This is a genomic window from Sphingorhabdus sp. (assembly GCF_040079335.1).
GTDB lineage: Bacteria > Pseudomonadota > Alphaproteobacteria > Sphingomonadales > Sphingomonadaceae > Sphingorhabdus_B.
The window spans coordinates 85,160-101,590 of sequence record NZ_JBEBKL010000003.1; the positions used below are offsets into that span (position 1 = coordinate 85,160).

General features: G+C 59.2%; 17 protein-coding genes. 12 read left to right on the top strand and 5 right to left on the bottom strand.

Features of this window, described 5'->3' with window-relative positions:
- Positions 1–34 precede the first annotated feature (34 nt).
- Genes guaB through ABL922_RS01925 form a run of 3 tightly spaced genes read left to right on the top strand, consistent with a single transcriptional unit; the run spans position 35 to position 3,244 of the window.
- A complete protein-coding gene (gene guaB / locus ABL922_RS01915; RefSeq protein WP_349022519.1) occupies positions 35–1,501 on the top strand; it encodes an IMP dehydrogenase in 1,467 nt (488 codons plus the stop codon).
- A 9-nt stretch (positions 1,502–1,510) separates the two neighbouring features.
- On the top strand, positions 1,511–2,692 hold the full coding sequence (locus ABL922_RS01920) for an RsmB/NOP family class I SAM-dependent RNA methyltransferase (RefSeq protein ID WP_349022520.1): 1,182 nt from the start codon (positions 1,511–1,513) through the stop codon (positions 2,690–2,692).
- 39 nt (positions 2,693–2,731) lie between these two features.
- Positions 2,732–3,244 (top strand): hypothetical protein, encoded by a 513-nt coding sequence (locus tag ABL922_RS01925; protein ID WP_349022521.1) that lies wholly within the window; start codon positions 2,732–2,734, stop codon positions 3,242–3,244.
- A gap of 3 nt (positions 3,245–3,247) precedes the next feature.
- On the opposite strand, the gene ABL922_RS01930 is transcribed toward ABL922_RS01925, so the two are convergent.
- Both ABL922_RS01930 and ABL922_RS01935 read right to left on the bottom strand, forming a co-directional pair.
- Positions 3,248–3,724: an RNA pyrophosphohydrolase gene (locus tag ABL922_RS01930; RefSeq protein ID WP_349022522.1), complete on the bottom strand. Its 477-nt coding sequence runs from the start codon at positions 3,722–3,724 to the stop codon at positions 3,248–3,250.
- Positions 3,725–3,734: 10 nt separating this feature from the next.
- Positions 3,735–4,688: an alpha/beta hydrolase gene (locus tag ABL922_RS01935; protein ID WP_349022523.1), complete on the bottom strand. Its 954-nt coding sequence runs from the start codon at positions 4,686–4,688 to the stop codon at positions 3,735–3,737.
- A gap of 165 nt (positions 4,689–4,853) precedes the next feature.
- Here ABL922_RS01935 and ABL922_RS01940 point away from each other — a divergent pair, with 165 nt between their 5' ends.
- The 5 genes from ABL922_RS01940 to ABL922_RS01960 are packed head-to-tail and all read left to right on the top strand — an operon-like array spanning position 4,854 to position 10,657.
- Positions 4,854–6,740, top strand: a complete 1,887-nt coding sequence (locus tag ABL922_RS01940; protein ID WP_349022524.1) for a 2-oxoacid:acceptor oxidoreductase subunit alpha — start codon at positions 4,854–4,856, stop codon at positions 6,738–6,740.
- Entirely contained in the window at positions 6,737–7,753 is a 1,017-nt protein-coding gene (locus ABL922_RS01945) for a 2-oxoacid:ferredoxin oxidoreductase subunit beta (protein WP_349022525.1), read from the top strand. The genes ABL922_RS01940 and ABL922_RS01945 overlap by 4 nt, the downstream gene beginning before the upstream one ends.
- Positions 7,754–7,779: 26 nt before the next feature.
- Positions 7,780–8,190 (top strand): GxxExxY protein, encoded by a 411-nt coding sequence (locus ABL922_RS01950; protein WP_349022526.1) that lies wholly within the window; start codon positions 7,780–7,782, stop codon positions 8,188–8,190.
- A gap of 28 nt (positions 8,191–8,218) precedes the next feature.
- Positions 8,219–9,160 carry a metal-dependent hydrolase gene (locus ABL922_RS01955; protein WP_349022527.1) on the top strand — a complete coding sequence of 314 codons (942 nt, stop codon included), beginning with the start codon at positions 8,219–8,221 and terminating at the stop codon, positions 9,158–9,160.
- Positions 9,161–9,217: 57 nt separating this feature from the next.
- Positions 9,218–10,657 carry a deoxyribodipyrimidine photo-lyase gene (locus ABL922_RS01960; RefSeq protein ID WP_349022528.1) on the top strand — a complete coding sequence of 480 codons (1,440 nt, stop codon included), beginning with the start codon at positions 9,218–9,220 and terminating at the stop codon, positions 10,655–10,657.
- On the opposite strand, the gene ABL922_RS01965 is transcribed toward ABL922_RS01960, so the two are convergent.
- Both ABL922_RS01965 and purF read right to left on the bottom strand, forming a co-directional pair.
- Positions 10,613–11,317: an SDR family NAD(P)-dependent oxidoreductase gene (locus ABL922_RS01965; RefSeq protein ID WP_349022529.1), complete on the bottom strand. Its 705-nt coding sequence runs from the start codon at positions 11,315–11,317 to the stop codon at positions 10,613–10,615. The two genes, ABL922_RS01960 and ABL922_RS01965, sit on opposite strands and share 45 nt — an antisense overlap.
- A gap of 3 nt (positions 11,318–11,320) precedes the next feature.
- On the bottom strand, positions 11,321–12,772 hold the full coding sequence (purF, locus tag ABL922_RS01970) for an amidophosphoribosyltransferase (protein ID WP_349022530.1): 1,452 nt from the start codon (positions 12,770–12,772) through the stop codon (positions 11,321–11,323).
- A 145-nt stretch (positions 12,773–12,917) separates the two neighbouring features.
- Here purF and hisI point away from each other — a divergent pair, with 145 nt between their 5' ends.
- Both hisI and ABL922_RS01980 read left to right on the top strand, forming a co-directional pair.
- Entirely contained in the window at positions 12,918–13,277 is a 360-nt protein-coding gene (gene hisI / locus ABL922_RS01975) for a phosphoribosyl-AMP cyclohydrolase (RefSeq protein ID WP_349022531.1), read from the top strand.
- 17 nt (positions 13,278–13,294) lie between these two features.
- On the top strand, positions 13,295–13,801 hold the full coding sequence (locus ABL922_RS01980; protein ID WP_349022532.1) for a hypothetical protein: 507 nt from the start codon (positions 13,295–13,297) through the stop codon (positions 13,799–13,801).
- On the opposite strand, the gene ABL922_RS01985 is transcribed toward ABL922_RS01980, so the two are convergent.
- On the bottom strand, positions 13,798–14,823 hold the full coding sequence (locus tag ABL922_RS01985; protein WP_349022533.1) for an SPOR domain-containing protein: 1,026 nt from the start codon (positions 14,821–14,823) through the stop codon (positions 13,798–13,800). The two genes, ABL922_RS01980 and ABL922_RS01985, sit on opposite strands and share 4 nt — an antisense overlap.
- 239 nt (positions 14,824–15,062) lie before the next feature.
- On the opposite strand from ABL922_RS01985, the gene ABL922_RS01990 reads away from it, so the two are divergent.
- Together ABL922_RS01990 and ABL922_RS01995 are read left to right on the top strand one after the other, a co-directional pair.
- Positions 15,063–15,779, top strand: coding sequence for a ParA family protein (locus ABL922_RS01990; RefSeq protein WP_298604902.1), 717 nt, complete (start codon positions 15,063–15,065; stop codon positions 15,777–15,779).
- 93 nt (positions 15,780–15,872) lie between these two features.
- Complete coding sequence (locus tag ABL922_RS01995; protein WP_349022534.1) at positions 15,873–16,412, top strand: hypothetical protein; 540 nt, start codon at positions 15,873–15,875, stop codon at positions 16,410–16,412.
- Positions 16,413–16,431 lie beyond the last annotated feature (19 nt).

Consider the following 16,431-nt stretch of genomic DNA (forward strand, 5'->3'; position numbering starts at 1 on the left):
ACGACTCGACACCCAGACAAAGCAAAGTGGCACCATGAAATCCGATAAAATCCGCCTCGGCCTGACCTTCGACGATGTTCTGTTGCAGCCTTGCGCCTCGGATATATTGCCCAGCCAGGCCGATACTCGCACACGGATCACCCCGGACATCACGCTCAACATCCCGATCATGTCGTCGGCGATGGATACCGTCACCGAAGCGCGCATGGCGATTGTGATGGCGCAGCTCGGCGGGATTGGCGTTCTCCACCGCAATCTTTCGATCGAGGAACAGGCCGCAGCGGTTCGGCAGGTAAAGCGTTTTGAATCGGGAATGGTCGTCAATCCAATCACGATTGCGCCCGATGCGACTTTGGCCGAAGCGCAGTTGCTGATGGCCGAAAACCGCATTTCGGGCATTCCTGTGGTAGAGGCGAGCGGCAAGCTGGTCGGCATCCTGACCAACCGCGACGTTCGCTTTGCGGAAAACCGTATGCAGCCGGTGTCCGAGCTGATGACGCGCGATAATCTGGCGACAGTGCAAACCGGTGTTTCGCAGGAAGAGGCGCGGCGGTTGCTACACCAGCGCCGGATTGAAAAGCTTTTGGTTGTCGACAACGCCTTCCATTGTGTTGGCCTGATCACCGTCAAGGATATCGAAAAGGCTGTGACCTATCCCGACGCTACCAAGGATGCGACTGGCCGTCTGCGTGTTGCCGCCGCAACCACCGTCGGCGAAAAGGGCATCGAGCGCACCCGCGCGCTGGTTGAGGCCGAATGCGATGTCATCATCGTCGATACCGCCCACGGCCATAGCAAGATGGTTTCGGTCGCGGTTGCCGAAATCAAGAAGATGTCGAGCAAGGTTCAGGTGATTGCAGGCAATGTTGCGACTGCAGAAGCCACGCGCGCGCTGATCGACGCAGGTGCCGACGGCGTTAAGGTCGGTATTGGCCCGGGTTCGATCTGCACCACGCGCGTTGTTGCGGGCGTCGGTGTGCCGCAATTGACTGCGGTGATGGATGCCGCCGAAGAAGCGGCCAAATCAGGCATACCCGTAATCGCCGACGGCGGCCTACGCACCTCGGGCGATCTGGCCAAGGCCCTGGCGGCTGGTGCGTCGAGCGTAATGGTCGGTTCATTGCTTGCGGGCACCGAAGAGGCGCCGGGCGAAACCTTCCTTTATCAAGGCCGTGCCTACAAAAGTTATCGCGGCATGGGGTCGGTCGGCGCAATGGCGCGTGGATCGGCAGATCGCTATTTCCAACAGGATATCAAGGATCAACTCAAACTGGTGCCTGAGGGGATTGAAGGGCAGGTGCCATTCAAAGGACCCGCGTCCGACGTGATCCACCAGCTGGTCGGCGGGATCAAGGCGGCCATGGGTTATACCGGATCGGCTACCATCGCTGACCTGCAAGAACGGGCGCGCTTTGTGCAGATCACCAATGCGGGTTTGCGCGAAAGCCATGTCCACGATGTGACGATCACGAGGGAAGCCCCCAATTATCCGACGCGCTGAGTTGGTGGCATGACACCCGCCGCCAGAGTTCAGGCCGCAATCGAATTGCTCAATGCCATCATCGCAGCGACGCGGGACAAGGGTGCATCTGCTGACCGTGTGGCGGCCGCATTTTTCGCAGCGCGGCGCTATGCAGGCTCGAAGGATCGGCGCGCTGTTCGCGACCTAGCCTGGCGGGCCATCCGAGCCTTTGGTGAACGACCGGAAAATGGCCGTTCGGCCATGATCGCGCTGGCGGACTCGGATAGCGAGCTTGCTATCTTGTTTGATGGCCTCGCTTATGGCCCGGCGGCTATCGCAGTGGACGAACCGCGCGCGACCGGCGGCGTTCTGCCTGAATGGGTCAAGCCTTTATTCTCGGCATTGGTCACCGAAGACGAATATCCCGCTTTGCTCGAAAGGGCACCGCTCGACATTCGCGCGAACCGCTTGGTTGCAGATCGTGAAGCTGTGGCAAAAAACCTGCCGGAGGCGACCTCACTGCCCGAGTGCCGTGATGGGCTGCGACTGCCGACCGGCTATTCGATCGAGAGCAGCGAGCTTTACACATCGGGCGCGATTGAAGTGCAGGATCTGGGCAGCCAGCTCATCGCAGTAGCCTGCAACGCTCAACCCGGGATGACCGTGCTTGACCTCTGCGCCGGGGCAGGAGGCAAGACCTTGGCGCTTGCGTCGCATATGGCGGGGCAGGGCCGATTAATCGCCGCCGACACCAATCGTGACCGCTTGTCACAACTGCCATCGCGTGCTGCGCGCGCCAAGGCCGGGTTTATTGAAACCCTGTTGCTCAATCCGAACAAGGAAAAGGCCGCACTCGACGATTTGGCTAGTGCATGCGACGTTGTCCTCATCGATGCGCCCTGTTCGGGCAGCGGCACATGGCGGCGCAATCCGGAAACCCGCTGGCGGCTGGACCAGCGCGATCTCCAACGGCTGGTTTCGGAACAGGCGCGCCTGCTGGATCTGGCGTCTGCGCTGGTGAAGCCGGGCGGGCATCTGGTCTATGCGGTCTGTTCGCTTTTTGCCTGTGAGGGTCGGGAACAGATTGAGGCCTTTCTGTCGCAGCATCCGGACTTTGAAGCCGAACGGCCAGATTTCGCCGCAGGCAGGGCAGATGGCTCAGGCATCTTGCTAACCCCGGCACATGACGGTAGCGATGGCTTCTACTTGGCGCGTTTGCACAAGCTGTGATAGCGGGGGCTACCGGTGTCTAATGTCTGGAAGCTGATTATGCGTTTCTCTCCCCCAGTTATTGCTTTGTCTGCCGTCTTCCTGATGGCGTCGAGCGCCAGCATCGGCAAAAAGGCCGACCACGATATTGATCCGCAGTCGGTGACTCTTGTCGCTGAGGGCGTGGCTGCGCATAAGGCAGGGCAATATGACAATGCGCTGGGGTGGTTCGAAACCGCACTGGCGGTCGATCCACGCAATCGCGCCGCTTTTGTCGGCATGGCAGAGGTCTCAGCGCAGCAGGGGCTGAAGGGCAAAGCGATCTCTTTTTACAAGAGCGCGCTCGATATCGAACCCAATGATGTTGCCGTTATCGCCGCTCAGGGCGAGTTGATGGCCTCCAAGGGAGCGCTCGATGCGGCCAAGAAGAACCTCGCGCGGTTGCAGATTTTGTGCCGGTCAAAATGTGGGGAAAGCGATCGTTTGGCGGCGTCGATCGAAAAGGCCGGAAACAAGGACGCGCTGCAAGCCAGCGCTGTCGAGATAAAGCCGACGGTTGAGAAGGCGAACTGACGCCTAAATCAGCGGCCCAAACTCGGCCACGACACCTTCATAAATCCGCCGCTTGAACGGCACGATCAGTTTCGGCAGTTCCTGTGCCTCGGCCCATTTCCAGCGTGAAAATTCGGGGTGGTGGGCTTCGATATTGATGTCGGCGTCATCGCCCTTGAAGCGCATCAGGAACCACCATTGCCGCTGCCCGCGCCAGCGCCCACCCCAGATATTGCCCTGCAATTCGGGCGGTAGGTCGTAAAAATACTCCTCGCGGCTGCGCGCCAGCAGGTCGACATGGTCAGGTAGCAGGCCGGTTTCTTCGCCCAGTTCGCGGAAAGCGGCGACTTCGGGATCTTCGCTATCATCGATTCCGCCTTGCGGCATTTGCCATGCGTCTCCGGGATTATCGATGCGCTGGCCGACAAAGACCAGCCCTGTTCGGTTGGCAAGCATGATGCCCGCACAAGGGCGATAGGGCAGGTCTTCGGTGTCATTCATATGAGTTGCCTTAGGCGTCGGCCATCACTTCGGCCAGCATTGCTTTCAACGCGGTAAGATTGCCCGCCACATCTTCCTTCGACGAAGGGATGCCTTTGCGCAAAGTGATATGGCCGTGGATATTGCCATCGGCGCTGCGGTGTTGGACGGGAACACCCGCAGCTTTGAGTGCCTCGACATAAGCAAGCCCCTGATCGCGCAGCGGATCAAGGCTCGCCGTCGTCACCAGCGAGAGCGGCATGCCTTCTTGCGAAAACTTGATCGGCGCGCCGCGATAGTCATCGGCGTCGGCTGCATAGGCGGCATGGAAATAATCCATCGAGTCCTTGGTCAACAGGAAGCCATCTGCAAAATCACGCATGCTCTGCCAATCGTCACTATCGGTGACCACCGGATAGATAGGATGCTGCACCAAAACCGGCACGGCGGCTGGATTGTCACGCAGTGCCATAGTCGTGACGATGGTGAGGTTACCACCAGCGCTGTCGCCTGAAGTTACGAGACCTGTGACTTCCAATCCCAGTTCGGCGGGGCTGCCTGCGATCCAGCGGGTCGCTGCTTCACAATCAACGGCTGCAGCCGGAAAGCGGTGTTCCGGCGCAAGTCGGTAGTCGATCGAGATGACGGGCATATCGAGCTGGCGCGACACTTCGGCACAATAGGGGCCGTATATGTCCAGATCGCCGATTACAAACCCGCCGCCATGATAGAAAACCATTACCGGGCCGGCCCAGCGGTTTTCACGCGCATCATAGAGTCGCGCCGGAATTGCGCCCGCGGGACCGGGGATCGAAAGGTCACGGACGACGGCGAGATCGCCCAGCTCTTCCTCCGCCATCGCGCCCATGACCGTCATCATGCCGCGCGCTTCCGTAGCGGAAAGTTCGTGCATCTTGGGCCCGGGCTGGGCATTCAGCATATCGAGAAGGGCCTGCACATCGGGCCGCACAAAATGGGTGCTCATAGTCGCTCTCCTGTCCTCATTTGTAAAAGGCATAACCCGAACGCCAAGGCGCGTCCACGACAAAGCCCGACTGTGTTGCAAAACAGATTTCCTATTTGGATTTGGCGCAAAAGCGCGCATAAGGACCACTTAACAGAACAATTAAAATGAGCGGGACAATACGAAATGGCTACTGCCGCGCGCAGCATCGATACCCAATCCCCAGCCGACATTTCTCATCCAGAAACCGTAGTGGTCCGCTTTGCGGGGGACTCGGGCGACGGCATGCAGTTGACCGGCGGGCAGTTTACGCTGTCGTCGGCGCTGGCGGGCAACGACTTTGCCACCTTCCCTGATTTCCCTGCCGAAATCCGCGCGCCGCAAGGCACGCTGTTCGGTGTTTCGGCGTTCCAGATCAACTTTGGTGCCTCGGAAATCGACACAGCGGGTGATGCGCCAGATGTGCTTGTCGCGATGAACCCGGCGGCGCTCAAGACCAATGTGAAGGATCTGAAGCCGGGCGGCCTGATCATTGCTGATGAGGGCGAGTTCAACGCGCGCAACCTCGCCAAGGCGCAATATGATGTGAACCCGCTCGAAGACGACTCGCTCGGCAAATGGCAGCTCGTCCATTTCAACATCAGCCAGCTGACGATGGATGCGGTGAAGCCCTTTGGCCTTGGCAACAAGGAAGCGCTGCGCTGCAAGAATATGTGGACGCTGGGCCTCGCACTGTGGATGTTTGATCGCGACCGTGAGCCGATCATCCAGTGGCTGAAGGACAAATTCGCAAAAAGCCCGATTTTGGCCGATGCCAATATTGCAGCGCTCAACGCTGGCCATGCGTACGGCGAAACCGCCGAAATCGGCAATCCCGGCGCCGTTCCCATTCCGCGCAAGCATGTCGATGCGGCGCCCGCCGATCCCGGCCTGTACCGCACGATAAACGGCGCGGATGCGGCGGCCATGGGCCTGGTCGCAGGTTGCCAGCTGGCGGGCGTGAAGATGTTCTTTGGCGGCTATCCGATTACGCCGGCTTCCTCGATCCTGCACGCATTGGCGCGGTTCAAGGAATATGGCGTTACCACCTTCCAGGCGGAAGACGAGATTGCCGCGATCGCCTCGGCCATTGGTGCATCCTATGCGGGGCAACTGGGCGTGACCTCTTCGTCCGGTCCCGGCATCGCTCTCAAGACCGAAGCGATTGGCCTTGCGGTGATGACCGAACTGCCGCTCATCATCATAAATTCGCAGCGTGGCGGGCCATCGACCGGGCTTCCCACCAAGACCGAGCAATCAGACCTCTATCAGGCGGTCTATGGCCGCAACGGCGATACCCCGCTGCCGGTAATATCGGCGCGCAGCCCGAGCGATGTGTTCGATTGCGCGATTGAGGCTGTGCGCATCGCGACGCAGTTCATGACGCCGGTGATCCTGCTGACTGACGGCTATATCGCCAATGCGGCAGAGCCTTGGAAGGTCCCGGATATGAGCAGCTACAAGCCGTTCCCGGTTAGCTTCCTCGATCATGTGCCCGAAGGCGGATTCAAGCCCTATGGGCGCGACAACAAGCTCGCACGCCCCTGGGTGAAGCCCGGCACGCCCGGCCTGTTGCACCGCATCGGCGGTATCGAAAAGGAAGTCGATACCGGCCATCTCAACTACTCGCCCGCCAACCACCAGGCGATGACCGACATCCGCAAGGGCAAGGTCGATGGCATAGCCGCGCACATCCCCGATCAGGACGTCTGCCTCGGCACCGAAGGCGGCAAGCTGGCGGTTGTCGGCTGGGGCTCTACGTTCGGCCCGATCCATCAGGCGGTGCGCCGCATGCGCGCCAAGGGCCATGATGTCAGCCACATCCACGTTCGCCATATCTGGCCGATGCCCGGCAATCTGGGTGAGTTGCTGAAAAGCTATGACAAAGTCATTGTGCCCGAAATGAACACCGGCCAGTTCAAGACGGTATTGCGCGACCAGTTTCTGATCGACGCCAAACCTCTGAACAAGGTTTCGGGCCAACCCTTCCGCATCGCTGAAATTGAAGCTGCCATCGAGGAAGCACTCGCATGAACGACATGACCCCCATCCAGAAAACGTCACCCAAGGATTGGGAGACCGATCAGGAAGTCCGCTGGTGCCCCGGTTGCGGTGACTATGCGATATTGAAGGCGGTGCAGCGCACCATGCCGGAGCTTGGCCGCAAGCCCGAGGACACGGTATTTATCTCAGGGATAGGCTGCTCGTCGCGCTTCCCTTATTATATGGAGACCTATGGCTTCCACACCATCCACGGCCGTGCGCCTGCGGTGGCGACGGGGGTGAAGCTGGCCAATCCCGATCTCGACGTCTGGATCATCACCGGCGATGGCGACGCGCTGTCAATTGGCGGCAACCACACGATGCACCTGCTGCGCCGTAACCTCGATTGCCAGATCTTGCTGTTCAACAACGAGATTTACGGCCTGACCAAAGGCCAATATTCGCCGACTAGCCGTGTCGGCACCAAATCGCCTTCAACGCCTTTCGGTTCGGTCGATCGGCCCGCAACGCCTTGCGCCTTTGCACTGGGGTCGGGCGCGCGTTTTGTCGCGCGTGGCTTTGACGTTTCAAAGCATCTGCCTGACGTGCTGAAGGCTGCGCATGCGCATAAGGGCGCGGCATTCATCGAAATTTTCCAGAACTGCATCGTCTACAACAAGGATGTGTTCGAGGATTTCGCCGCTCCCAAGGGTGCCGAGGCGCGCCAGTTGTGGCTTCAGGATGGCCAGCCGATGCTGTTCGACGGCGGCAGCAAGGGCATTGCGATGGATATGGAAACGCTGACCCTCAAGGTCGTCGGCGTAGCCGAAGGTGACTGGCAGTCGGCGGGCGTGATCGTCCATAATGTGAAGAATCGTGCAATTGCGCACATGCTGGTTGAAATGCCGTTCGGTGAATTTCCAATGGCACTCGGCGTGCTCTACGACGATCCACGCCCGACCTTCGACAGCGCGGTAACCGAGCAGAATGCCAAGCTTTCCGAAGGCAAGAAGCCCGACTTGCAGGCGCTGATCAGCAAGGGCCAGACCTGGACGGTTGAGTAGATATTAGTTCACACGAAGACACGAAGATGTCGCGTTTCGACGAATTGGAGCGTATCGCGGCAAGTGTCATCAATTGTGGATTTCATATACATCAGGATATCGGCCCCGGCCTTCTAGAGTCAGCCTACGAAGCGTTGATGACGGTGGCACTCGAGCAGGAGGGGCATTCCGTCAAGCGGCAGGTACCCGTTGCCATGAATTATCGAGGCGTTGTCGTAGACAACGCATTCAAAATCGACCTGCTGGTGGACGACCGTTTGATAGTTGAGCTCAAGTCTATTGACCGGCTTGCGCCAGTGCATGGCAAGCAACTGCTTACCTATCTGCGACTATGCAAAATGCCTTTGGGCATTCTGATGAATTTTGGCCAAGCTACGTTCAAGGATGGCTTACGCCGCGTTTCCAATGACTATCACTCGGAGAAGTTTAAGCCATGATCTTCGTGTCTTCGTGTGAACCAAAATAATGGATAACCTGACCCATAGTCTCGCTGGTGCCGTGCTTGGCCAGATGGGGCTCAAGCGCAAGACCGGATTGGCGATGCCGACGCTGATTGTCGCGGCGAACCTGCCGGATATCGACGCGGTGGCGACTTTGCTCGGTGGGCATCAGCATCTGGCGATCCGGCGCGGGATTACGCATGGGCCGATTGCCATGCTGCTGTTGCCCCTCATACTGTGGGCAATGATGATCGGTTATGACCGGTGGCAGACCAATCGCGGCACGCGGCCAGAGAAGCGGCTGCCGGTGCATGCGGGATGGCTGCTGGCCTTGGCCTATATCGGCACGCTCAGCCATCCGGCGCTCGATTGGCTCAATAATTATGGTATCCGGCTGCTCGAACCTTTCTCGAGCCAGTGGTTTTACGGCGATACGCTGTTCATTATCGATATCTGGATATGGATCGCGCTCATCGGCGGCGTCTGGTGGTCGCGGCGGCTCGAAAAGCGGGGTGCAAGCGATTGGCGCCGTCCGGCACGGACCGCGCTTATTCTGACATGCACCTATATCCTCGCCAATTATGCGATTTCAACCGCGGCAGAACGTGTCGCCGACGATGTTCTTGTCTCTCGCGGAACACCGCGTGAGCGGATGGTTGTCGCCAGTCCTGTGCCGGTCGCTTTTTGGAACCGCGAGATAAAATGGAGGTCGGGCAATCAATATGGCGAGGGCCATTATTCGCTGATCGGTGGGTTGGAGCTTCCCGCCAAGGGCCGCTACAACATGCTGGGATTATATCAGAAAGCCGAAATCGCAAAAACCGGGGCAGATGCCCAGGCCTATCTATTTTGGTCGCGTATGCCCTATGCAGAGATGAAGCCTGACGGCACATTGACCATCCGCGACCAGCGCTTTGACGCCTCGCCCGTGCGCAGCAATTTCGAACTGATCGTCAAGCAACCTTAGCCGCTACGCTGGAAAGCCCGTATGCCGCAACGCGGGCGTTATGTGTATCGGCCATGCATGATATCCATCGTCTGGTTTCGAAGAGATTTACGCCTGAGTGATCAATCGGCTTTGCTCGCCGCTGTGGCACGCGGTCGGCCGATTACGCCCGTCTATATCCTGGACGATGAAACGCCCAAGCATCGGCGCATGGGCGGTGCTTCTCGCTGGTGGTTGCATAACAGCCTGAAGGAACTGGACAAGTCTCTGCGCGAACGCGGTTCGCGGCTAATTCTCAGGCGGGGTTCGGCGCCTCAGGTGCTGGCGCAACTCGCGCGCGAAGTGGGTGCTTCCGCGATCCATTGTTTGCGCCACTATGAGCCGTGGTGGCGTAATGCCGAACGGGCAGTGCAGGAGATACTGCCGGTTGGAACATCGCTGATCCGGCATGAGGGGCTCTATCTGCTCCCCCCCGGCAGCGTGAAAACGGGCAGCGGCGGACAGTTCAAGATATACACACCTTTCTGGCGTGCCTTGGCGCAGCATATGCCGCCTGCCAAACCCCGCGCCGCGCCGGACCATATTCCAGCCCCTGAGCAGTGGCCCGAAAGCGACAATCTCGATAGCTGGGGCCTTCTGCCTTCAAAGCCCGATTGGGCAGGGGGCATGCGCGATTTCTGGTCACCGGGCGAAACCGGTGCTGCAAAGCGGCTCGAAAATTTCCTCCCTAGGGCCAATCGCTATCAGGAAAAACGGAACCTGCCATCGATACCCGGCACCAGCCTCCTGTCGCCGCATCTGCATTTTGGCGAAATTTCTCCCGCGACGATCTGGCATGCGGCAATGGACGCAGGCGGATCGGTTGAAACCTATCTCAAGGAACTGGTCTGGCGCGAATATGCGGCTAATGTGATCCTGCAATTCCCTGATTATGGCGTGCGCAATGCCCGGGCAGCATTCGACCATTTTCCCTGGCGCAACATGGCCGACACCGAAGTGCAGCAAGACTATGTCAGCTGGACCAAAGGGCAGACAGGCTATCCGATCGTGGACGCCGGGATGCGCGAATTGTGGGCGACGGGCTGGATGCACAACCGCGTTCGGATGATTGCCGCCTCGTTCCTTATCAAGCATCTACTCATCGACTGGCGCGTGGGGGAGCAGTGGTTCTGGGACACGCTGATCGATGCCGACTATGCCTCGAACGCGGTCAACTGGCAGTGGACGGCGGGCAGTGGGGTCGACAGCAATATGTTTGTCCGCATCATGGCACCGCTATCGCAGTCCGAAAAGTTCGATGCGGGCAACTATATCCGGCAATGGGTGCCCGAACTGGCGCATCTCTCCGATCCCTATATCCACGATCCCGAAGACTATGGCGTCCGGCCCGCAAACTATCCGGCAAAGATCATCGGCCACCGCGCGGCGCGCGAACGGGCCTTTGCAGCCTATGCGATGATCAAGGAAAGCGGGTCAGTCGACAATGAGGCGATGGCCGGTCTCGAAGCCGCCGAGTAGCAACTGGGTGATTGCCTCGCCGACGACCGAAGGGTCTTTGAGCGTGGCGGGGTCTTCTCCGGGATAGGCCTTGGCACGCATCGCAGTGCGGGTGCGCGATGGGTCGACGATGGTAACGCGCACCGAAGAAAGGTTCTGCACTTCCTCGGCATAGCTGAGCGCCAGATTTTCAAGCGCCGCCTTTGACGCGCCATAGGCACCCCAGTAAGCGCGCGGCTGCTGCCCGACACTGCTTGTCAGCACCACCACACGACCGGCATCGCTCGCACGCAGCAATGCATCGAACGAGGCAATCAGCGCCTGTTGCGCGAGCAGATTGAGCGTCAGCACGCGGTTGAACTCAGCCGCATCGATCACCGGAACGGGAGCCAATGTGCCAAGCATTGCGGCGTTGAGAACGAGGATGTCGAGCTTACCCCACCGTTCGCGGACGGCAGCGGCGAGGCGTTCGTTGTTCCCGGCCTCGGTCAGATCCATCGGCGCGATGGTGGCACTACCGCCCGCTTCGAATATCCGTTGCTCGACGGCTTCAAGGTCTTTGGCTGTGCGTGCTGTCAAAACCACATGCGCGCCTTGGGCCGCCAGCTTTTCTGCGGTCGCGGCACCGATGCCGCGGCTGGCGCCGGTGACCAGCGCAATCCTGCCTTGCAAACCACTCATGGTTTATCCCACCACCCGCAGCTTCAACTGGCCGGTAGAGTTGTGCTCGTCAAAGTCGGTTAGCTTGGTCGGATAATCACCGGTAAAACAGGCATCGCAATAACGCGGACAGGTGGCATCGCGCTGCGCTTCGCCCAATGCCCGGTACAGTCCTTCGATGGTAAGGAAAGCGAGGCTGTCGGCATGGATATAATCGCACATCTCGGCGATGTTCATCCGGCTGGCGAGCAGTTTTTCGCGTTCGGGCGTGTCGACACCGTAAAAGCAACTGTTGGTCGTCGGTGGGCTGGCGATGCGCATATGCACTTCTTTGGCGCCTGCCTCGCGCATCATCTGTACGATTTTCAAGCTGGTGGTGCCGCGCACGATCGAATCGTCGATCAGCACGATGCGTTTGCCTGCCACCAGATTGCGGTTGGCATTATGTTTCAGCTTGACCCCCAGATGGCGCACACCGTCGCCCGGCTGGATGAAGGTGCGCCCGACATAATGCGAACGGATGATACCCAATTCGAACGGAATGCCCGATGCCTCTGCATAGCCGATCGCGGCTGGCGTGCCGCTGTCGGGTACGGGGATGACATAATCGGCATCAATCCCATTTTCGCGCGCCAGTTCCGCGCCAATCGCTTTGCGAACCGAATAGACGCTGTTGCCGTCAACGATCGAGTCGGGGCGGGAAAAATAGACATGCTCGAAAATGCAGGGGCGCGGAGATGTGGGGTAGAAGGGTTTGTGCGACCCGATAGCGCCTTCGCGCACCACGACAATTTCGCCGGGTTCGACGCTGCGGATGAAATCTGCGCCGACAATATCGAGCGCTACGGTTTCAGACGCAAAGATGATCGTTTCACCCAGACGGCCCATCACCAGCGGGCGGATACCCAGCGGGTCGCGGCAGGCGATCATGCCCTCTGGCGTCAGGCAGATCAGCGAATAGGCGCCCTCTACCTGTTTCAGCGCGTCAATCAGCCGATCAAGCAGGCTTTTCTGGGTCGAAGTCGCAACAAGATGGATGATGACTTCGGTGTCTGACGTTGACTGGAAGATCGAACCGCGCTGCACCAGTTCGCGTCGCAGGTGCACGGCATTGGAAATATTGCCATTATGCGACACTGCAAATCCGCCCGTCGCCAGATCGGCGTAAAGCGGCTGCACATTACGCAGCGAGGTTTCGCCGGTGGTCGAATAGCGGACATGGCCTGCGGCAATGCTGCCCGGCAAGGCGCGAATAATATCCTCACGATCGAAATTGCCTGCGACATGGCCCATGGCGCGGTGGGTGTGGAATTCCTTGCCATCAAAGCTCGTGATGCCGGCGGCTTCCTGGCCACGGTGCTGGAGCGCGTGCAGGCCAAGTGCTGCCATCGCGGCGGCGCCTTCGGAGTTGTACACGCCGAAGATCCCGCATTCCTCGCGCAGTTTATCATCATCAAAGGGATTGGTGGTGAGCATGTCCAAATCGAATCCCGTGCCGCCAGAATTGGGCTGCCTATAGGCGGGCGAGGGCGCGATGTCTCCCCCTTGTAACAGGCAAAACCGTAAAAATCGCTCGCAGCAGATGATTGCCAGTATTGCAGGGCTCGGCTAGGCGTCAGACATGACCAATCCAAGAGAGAGCGGGCTGGTGCTCGATCCAAAATTTGACGCTAATGGGTTGATGACCGCTGTGGTTGTCGATGCTGCCGATGGGGCTGTGCTGATGGTTGGTCACATGAACCGCGAGGCACTCGACCTCACGCAGCAGAGCGGCAAGGTCACATTTTTCTCGCGCAGCCGCGATCAGCTGTGGACCAAGGGCGAAAGTAGCGGGAACTTCCTCCACCTTGTCGAACTCCGCGTCGATTGCGATCAGGATGCGCTGCTGGTGATTGCGCGGCCTGATGGCCCTACCTGCCATACCGGTGAGCGTAGTTGCTTTTACCGTCGTGTGACGGCTGAAGGCCTTGAACGCTTGTGAGGCTTGCCAGCTCGATAATGTTCGTTTTGGCGGCAATGCTTGCCGGGTGCGGTTCAAAGGATGCCGGGCCAGCTGCAAAAGACGATAGCGCAGGGGCGGCACTCGATCAGCTCGCTATCGATAAAGGACTCATACCAGACCCCGAAAGCCTTGCGGTCGAAGGCCGTTTCGAAACTCAGGGCGATCTGGGCACCGACAAATTCTGTGCTGTTGCCGATGGCGGAGCGAATTACCGAATAGGCTTCCTCTCGGTCTATGGACCAGAAAGCAAATGCGAGGGACAGGGCAGTGCCGAGCAAGATGGCGACAGTCTGAAAATAACGTTGAGCGGCAAGGAAAGCTGCAGCTTCACCGCCAGCTATGACGGGATTGTCCTGCGCTATCCCGGCAGCGTGCCTGACGGCTGCGCATCCTATTGCTCGCGCAATGCGAGTATGAGCGGCACGCGCTATTATTTTGTCGATCCCGGTGCCGAGGCCGCAAAACGAACGCTCGGTCGGGAAATCGAAAGGCTGTGCCCTTAGGGTGCGACCACCAGGCAGCCTTGGCCGGCTACGGCAGCTTTGACCTTCGTACACATGGTATCGGCATCGGCGCGGCTGGCGAAAGGTCCGGCCTGCAGGCGCAATACACTGCCAGCCGGAACCAGATAATGCGAGGCGCTTGAAAGCCCACCGACTTTGGATTGCAGACTCGACCACAGCTTTTTGGCATTGGCTTCGCTGCCAAAGGCGCCGAGCTGGATGCGCCACTTTCCGGAAACCGGAGCGGCGGCTTTAACTGCGGGCTTGGACGGTTTGGCAGGTGGTGCGCTTTCCTCTCCGCCGATGGGCGGAATGGCGCCGGGGAAGCCAGGGGCTGCGTTGTCTGGTGCAGCAATCGGTTTTGACGGCGGCACGTCGACTTTCTGTGCTATTGTGACTGGCGCCTTGGTGTTGATCGGGAAGCCCGCAATTTGGGCCGAACGAACCTGAGCCGATGATTTTTCAATTTCACCTGCAAGGACCACACCCTGCTGGCGTTGATCAAGCGGGATATGCTTGTCCATCTCTGCCAGACTGCGCGACGCGGGAGGCAATCCAGCAGCCGACGCGCGCGTCATCAAGGCATAAGCGCGCACCCAATCCTTAGGTGCGTTGACACCGTTGAACAATTCGGTGGCGAGCAGATATTGCGCGCGAGGCTCTCCACGCGCGGATGAGCCTTCCAGATAGGGAAGCGCCTCTTTGACCTTGCCCTGATAATGATAGAGATGGCCAAGGCTGTCGGCGGCTTGCAAATGCCCCTGTTTGGCAGCGCGCTGATACCAGTCCGCCGCCATATTGAAGTCCTGCTTGACCCCGCGGCCCAGCTTATAAGCTTGCCCCATATTGAACTGCGCGTCCGGATCGCCCTTTTTGGCTGGATCGCGCCATTCTTTTACCGCGCCGCCAAAGTCACCATTGGACCATGCGTCGACCCCGGCTTTGACATCGGCAAAGGCTGGCTGTGCCGCTAAAGCCAGAAAGGCTGCGATTGCGATTGGCGAGATAGGCAGTTTCCGCATGTTCAACTCCAAGTGCATTTACGCCGCGATTAGCCGAAATCTGCTGACATTTGGTTAACTTGCATGGTGAATGCCTTAACCTTTTACATCCATTAACGATGCCGACGCGCGGATGCTGTTTTCGACGTCTGGCCGCCGCGAAAAGATTTGCGATGTGCAGAAACCCCATATCAGCGTTAACCGATTTTTAGGCCTGTTCTGTCACATCCCTTCCAAACAGCTTGCAAAAGGGGAATAATGTGAGGGTTCTCGCATTGGCATCACAAAAAGGCGGATCGGGCAAAACCACTTTGTCCGGCCATCTTGCAGTACAGGCACAATTGGCAGGCGCAGGGCCGGTCGTTCTGATCGATATCGATCCGCAGGGGTCGCTTGCCGATTGGTGGAACGAGCGCGAAGCCGACCTTCCGGCTTTTGCCCAGACCACAGTCGCCCGCTTGGCCTCTGACCTTGCCGTGCTTCGCCAGCAAGGCTTCAAGCTGGCCGTCATAGATACGCCGCCAGCGATCACCATGGCGATCCAGAGCGTGATTTCGGTCGCCGAACTGATCGTCGTTCCGACCCGACCCAGCCCGCACGATCTGCGCGCCGTTGGGGCTACCGTCGATCTGTGCGAACGCGCAGGAAAGCCGCTGATCTTCGTGGTCAACGCCGCTACCCCCAAAGCCAAGATTACTTCGGAAGCCGCTGTCGCGCTGTCGCAGCATGGCACCGTTGCCCCGATCACCCTCCACCACCGCACCGATTTTGCAGCCTCGATGATCGACGGCCGCACCGTTATGGAAGTCGATCCGCAGGGCCGCTCGGCGGAAGAAGTCCGCCAGCTCTGGTCCTATATCTCCGACCGTCTTGAAAAGAATTTCCGCCGCACCGTGTTCAGTGCGCCCGCCGCTGCCAATCCCCAGGTTGCCCAAGCCCGCCCGATGGGTGGTTTTGGTCGCCGGGTCATCGGCTAAATGGATTTGGGAGCGATGAACATGAGCGAACCCAAACCAATAGCTTCCCTTTCTTCCGGCCTATTGGCCCGCAAAGGGGCTGCCCGTCCGGCCATGCGTCGTCAATTGATCGGCAACAACAATGGTGTGGCCGCCGAAGGCTCCGTGCAGGACGACTGCGGTTGGAACGATATGGGCTATGACATGGGCTATGATGTCAATCCCGACCCCACGGCACCGATGGATTATGAGCATGACCAGGGTTTCAACCCGCTGGCCAATGCCGTCCCCGAGGTAAAGCCCGAGGTCAAGCAACAGCAAGATCGCATTGCCGAACAGCTGCAGGTTCAGGCCGAAGAAATGGGCGTGGTCGAACATGATGCGCCCTCCGCACCGGTTGTGCCGATTATCGCGCCGCGTCCGGTTGCCGTCAAAGCAGCTGTTACGAAACCGCGTGCCGCACCCGGCAGCAAGGACAAGTCAGCGTTCACGCTGCGCCTCGATGGCGAACGGCACCTGAAGCTGCGGCTCGCTTGCGCGATCAGCAACAAGTCGGCCCAGCAACTCGTCACGGCAGCGCTCGATGCCTTTATCGATGCAATGCCCGAAATTTCCACGCTCGCGGCACATGTGCCCGGCAAAAAATCGGCCTGAAGCCAACCCTAACCAAGTC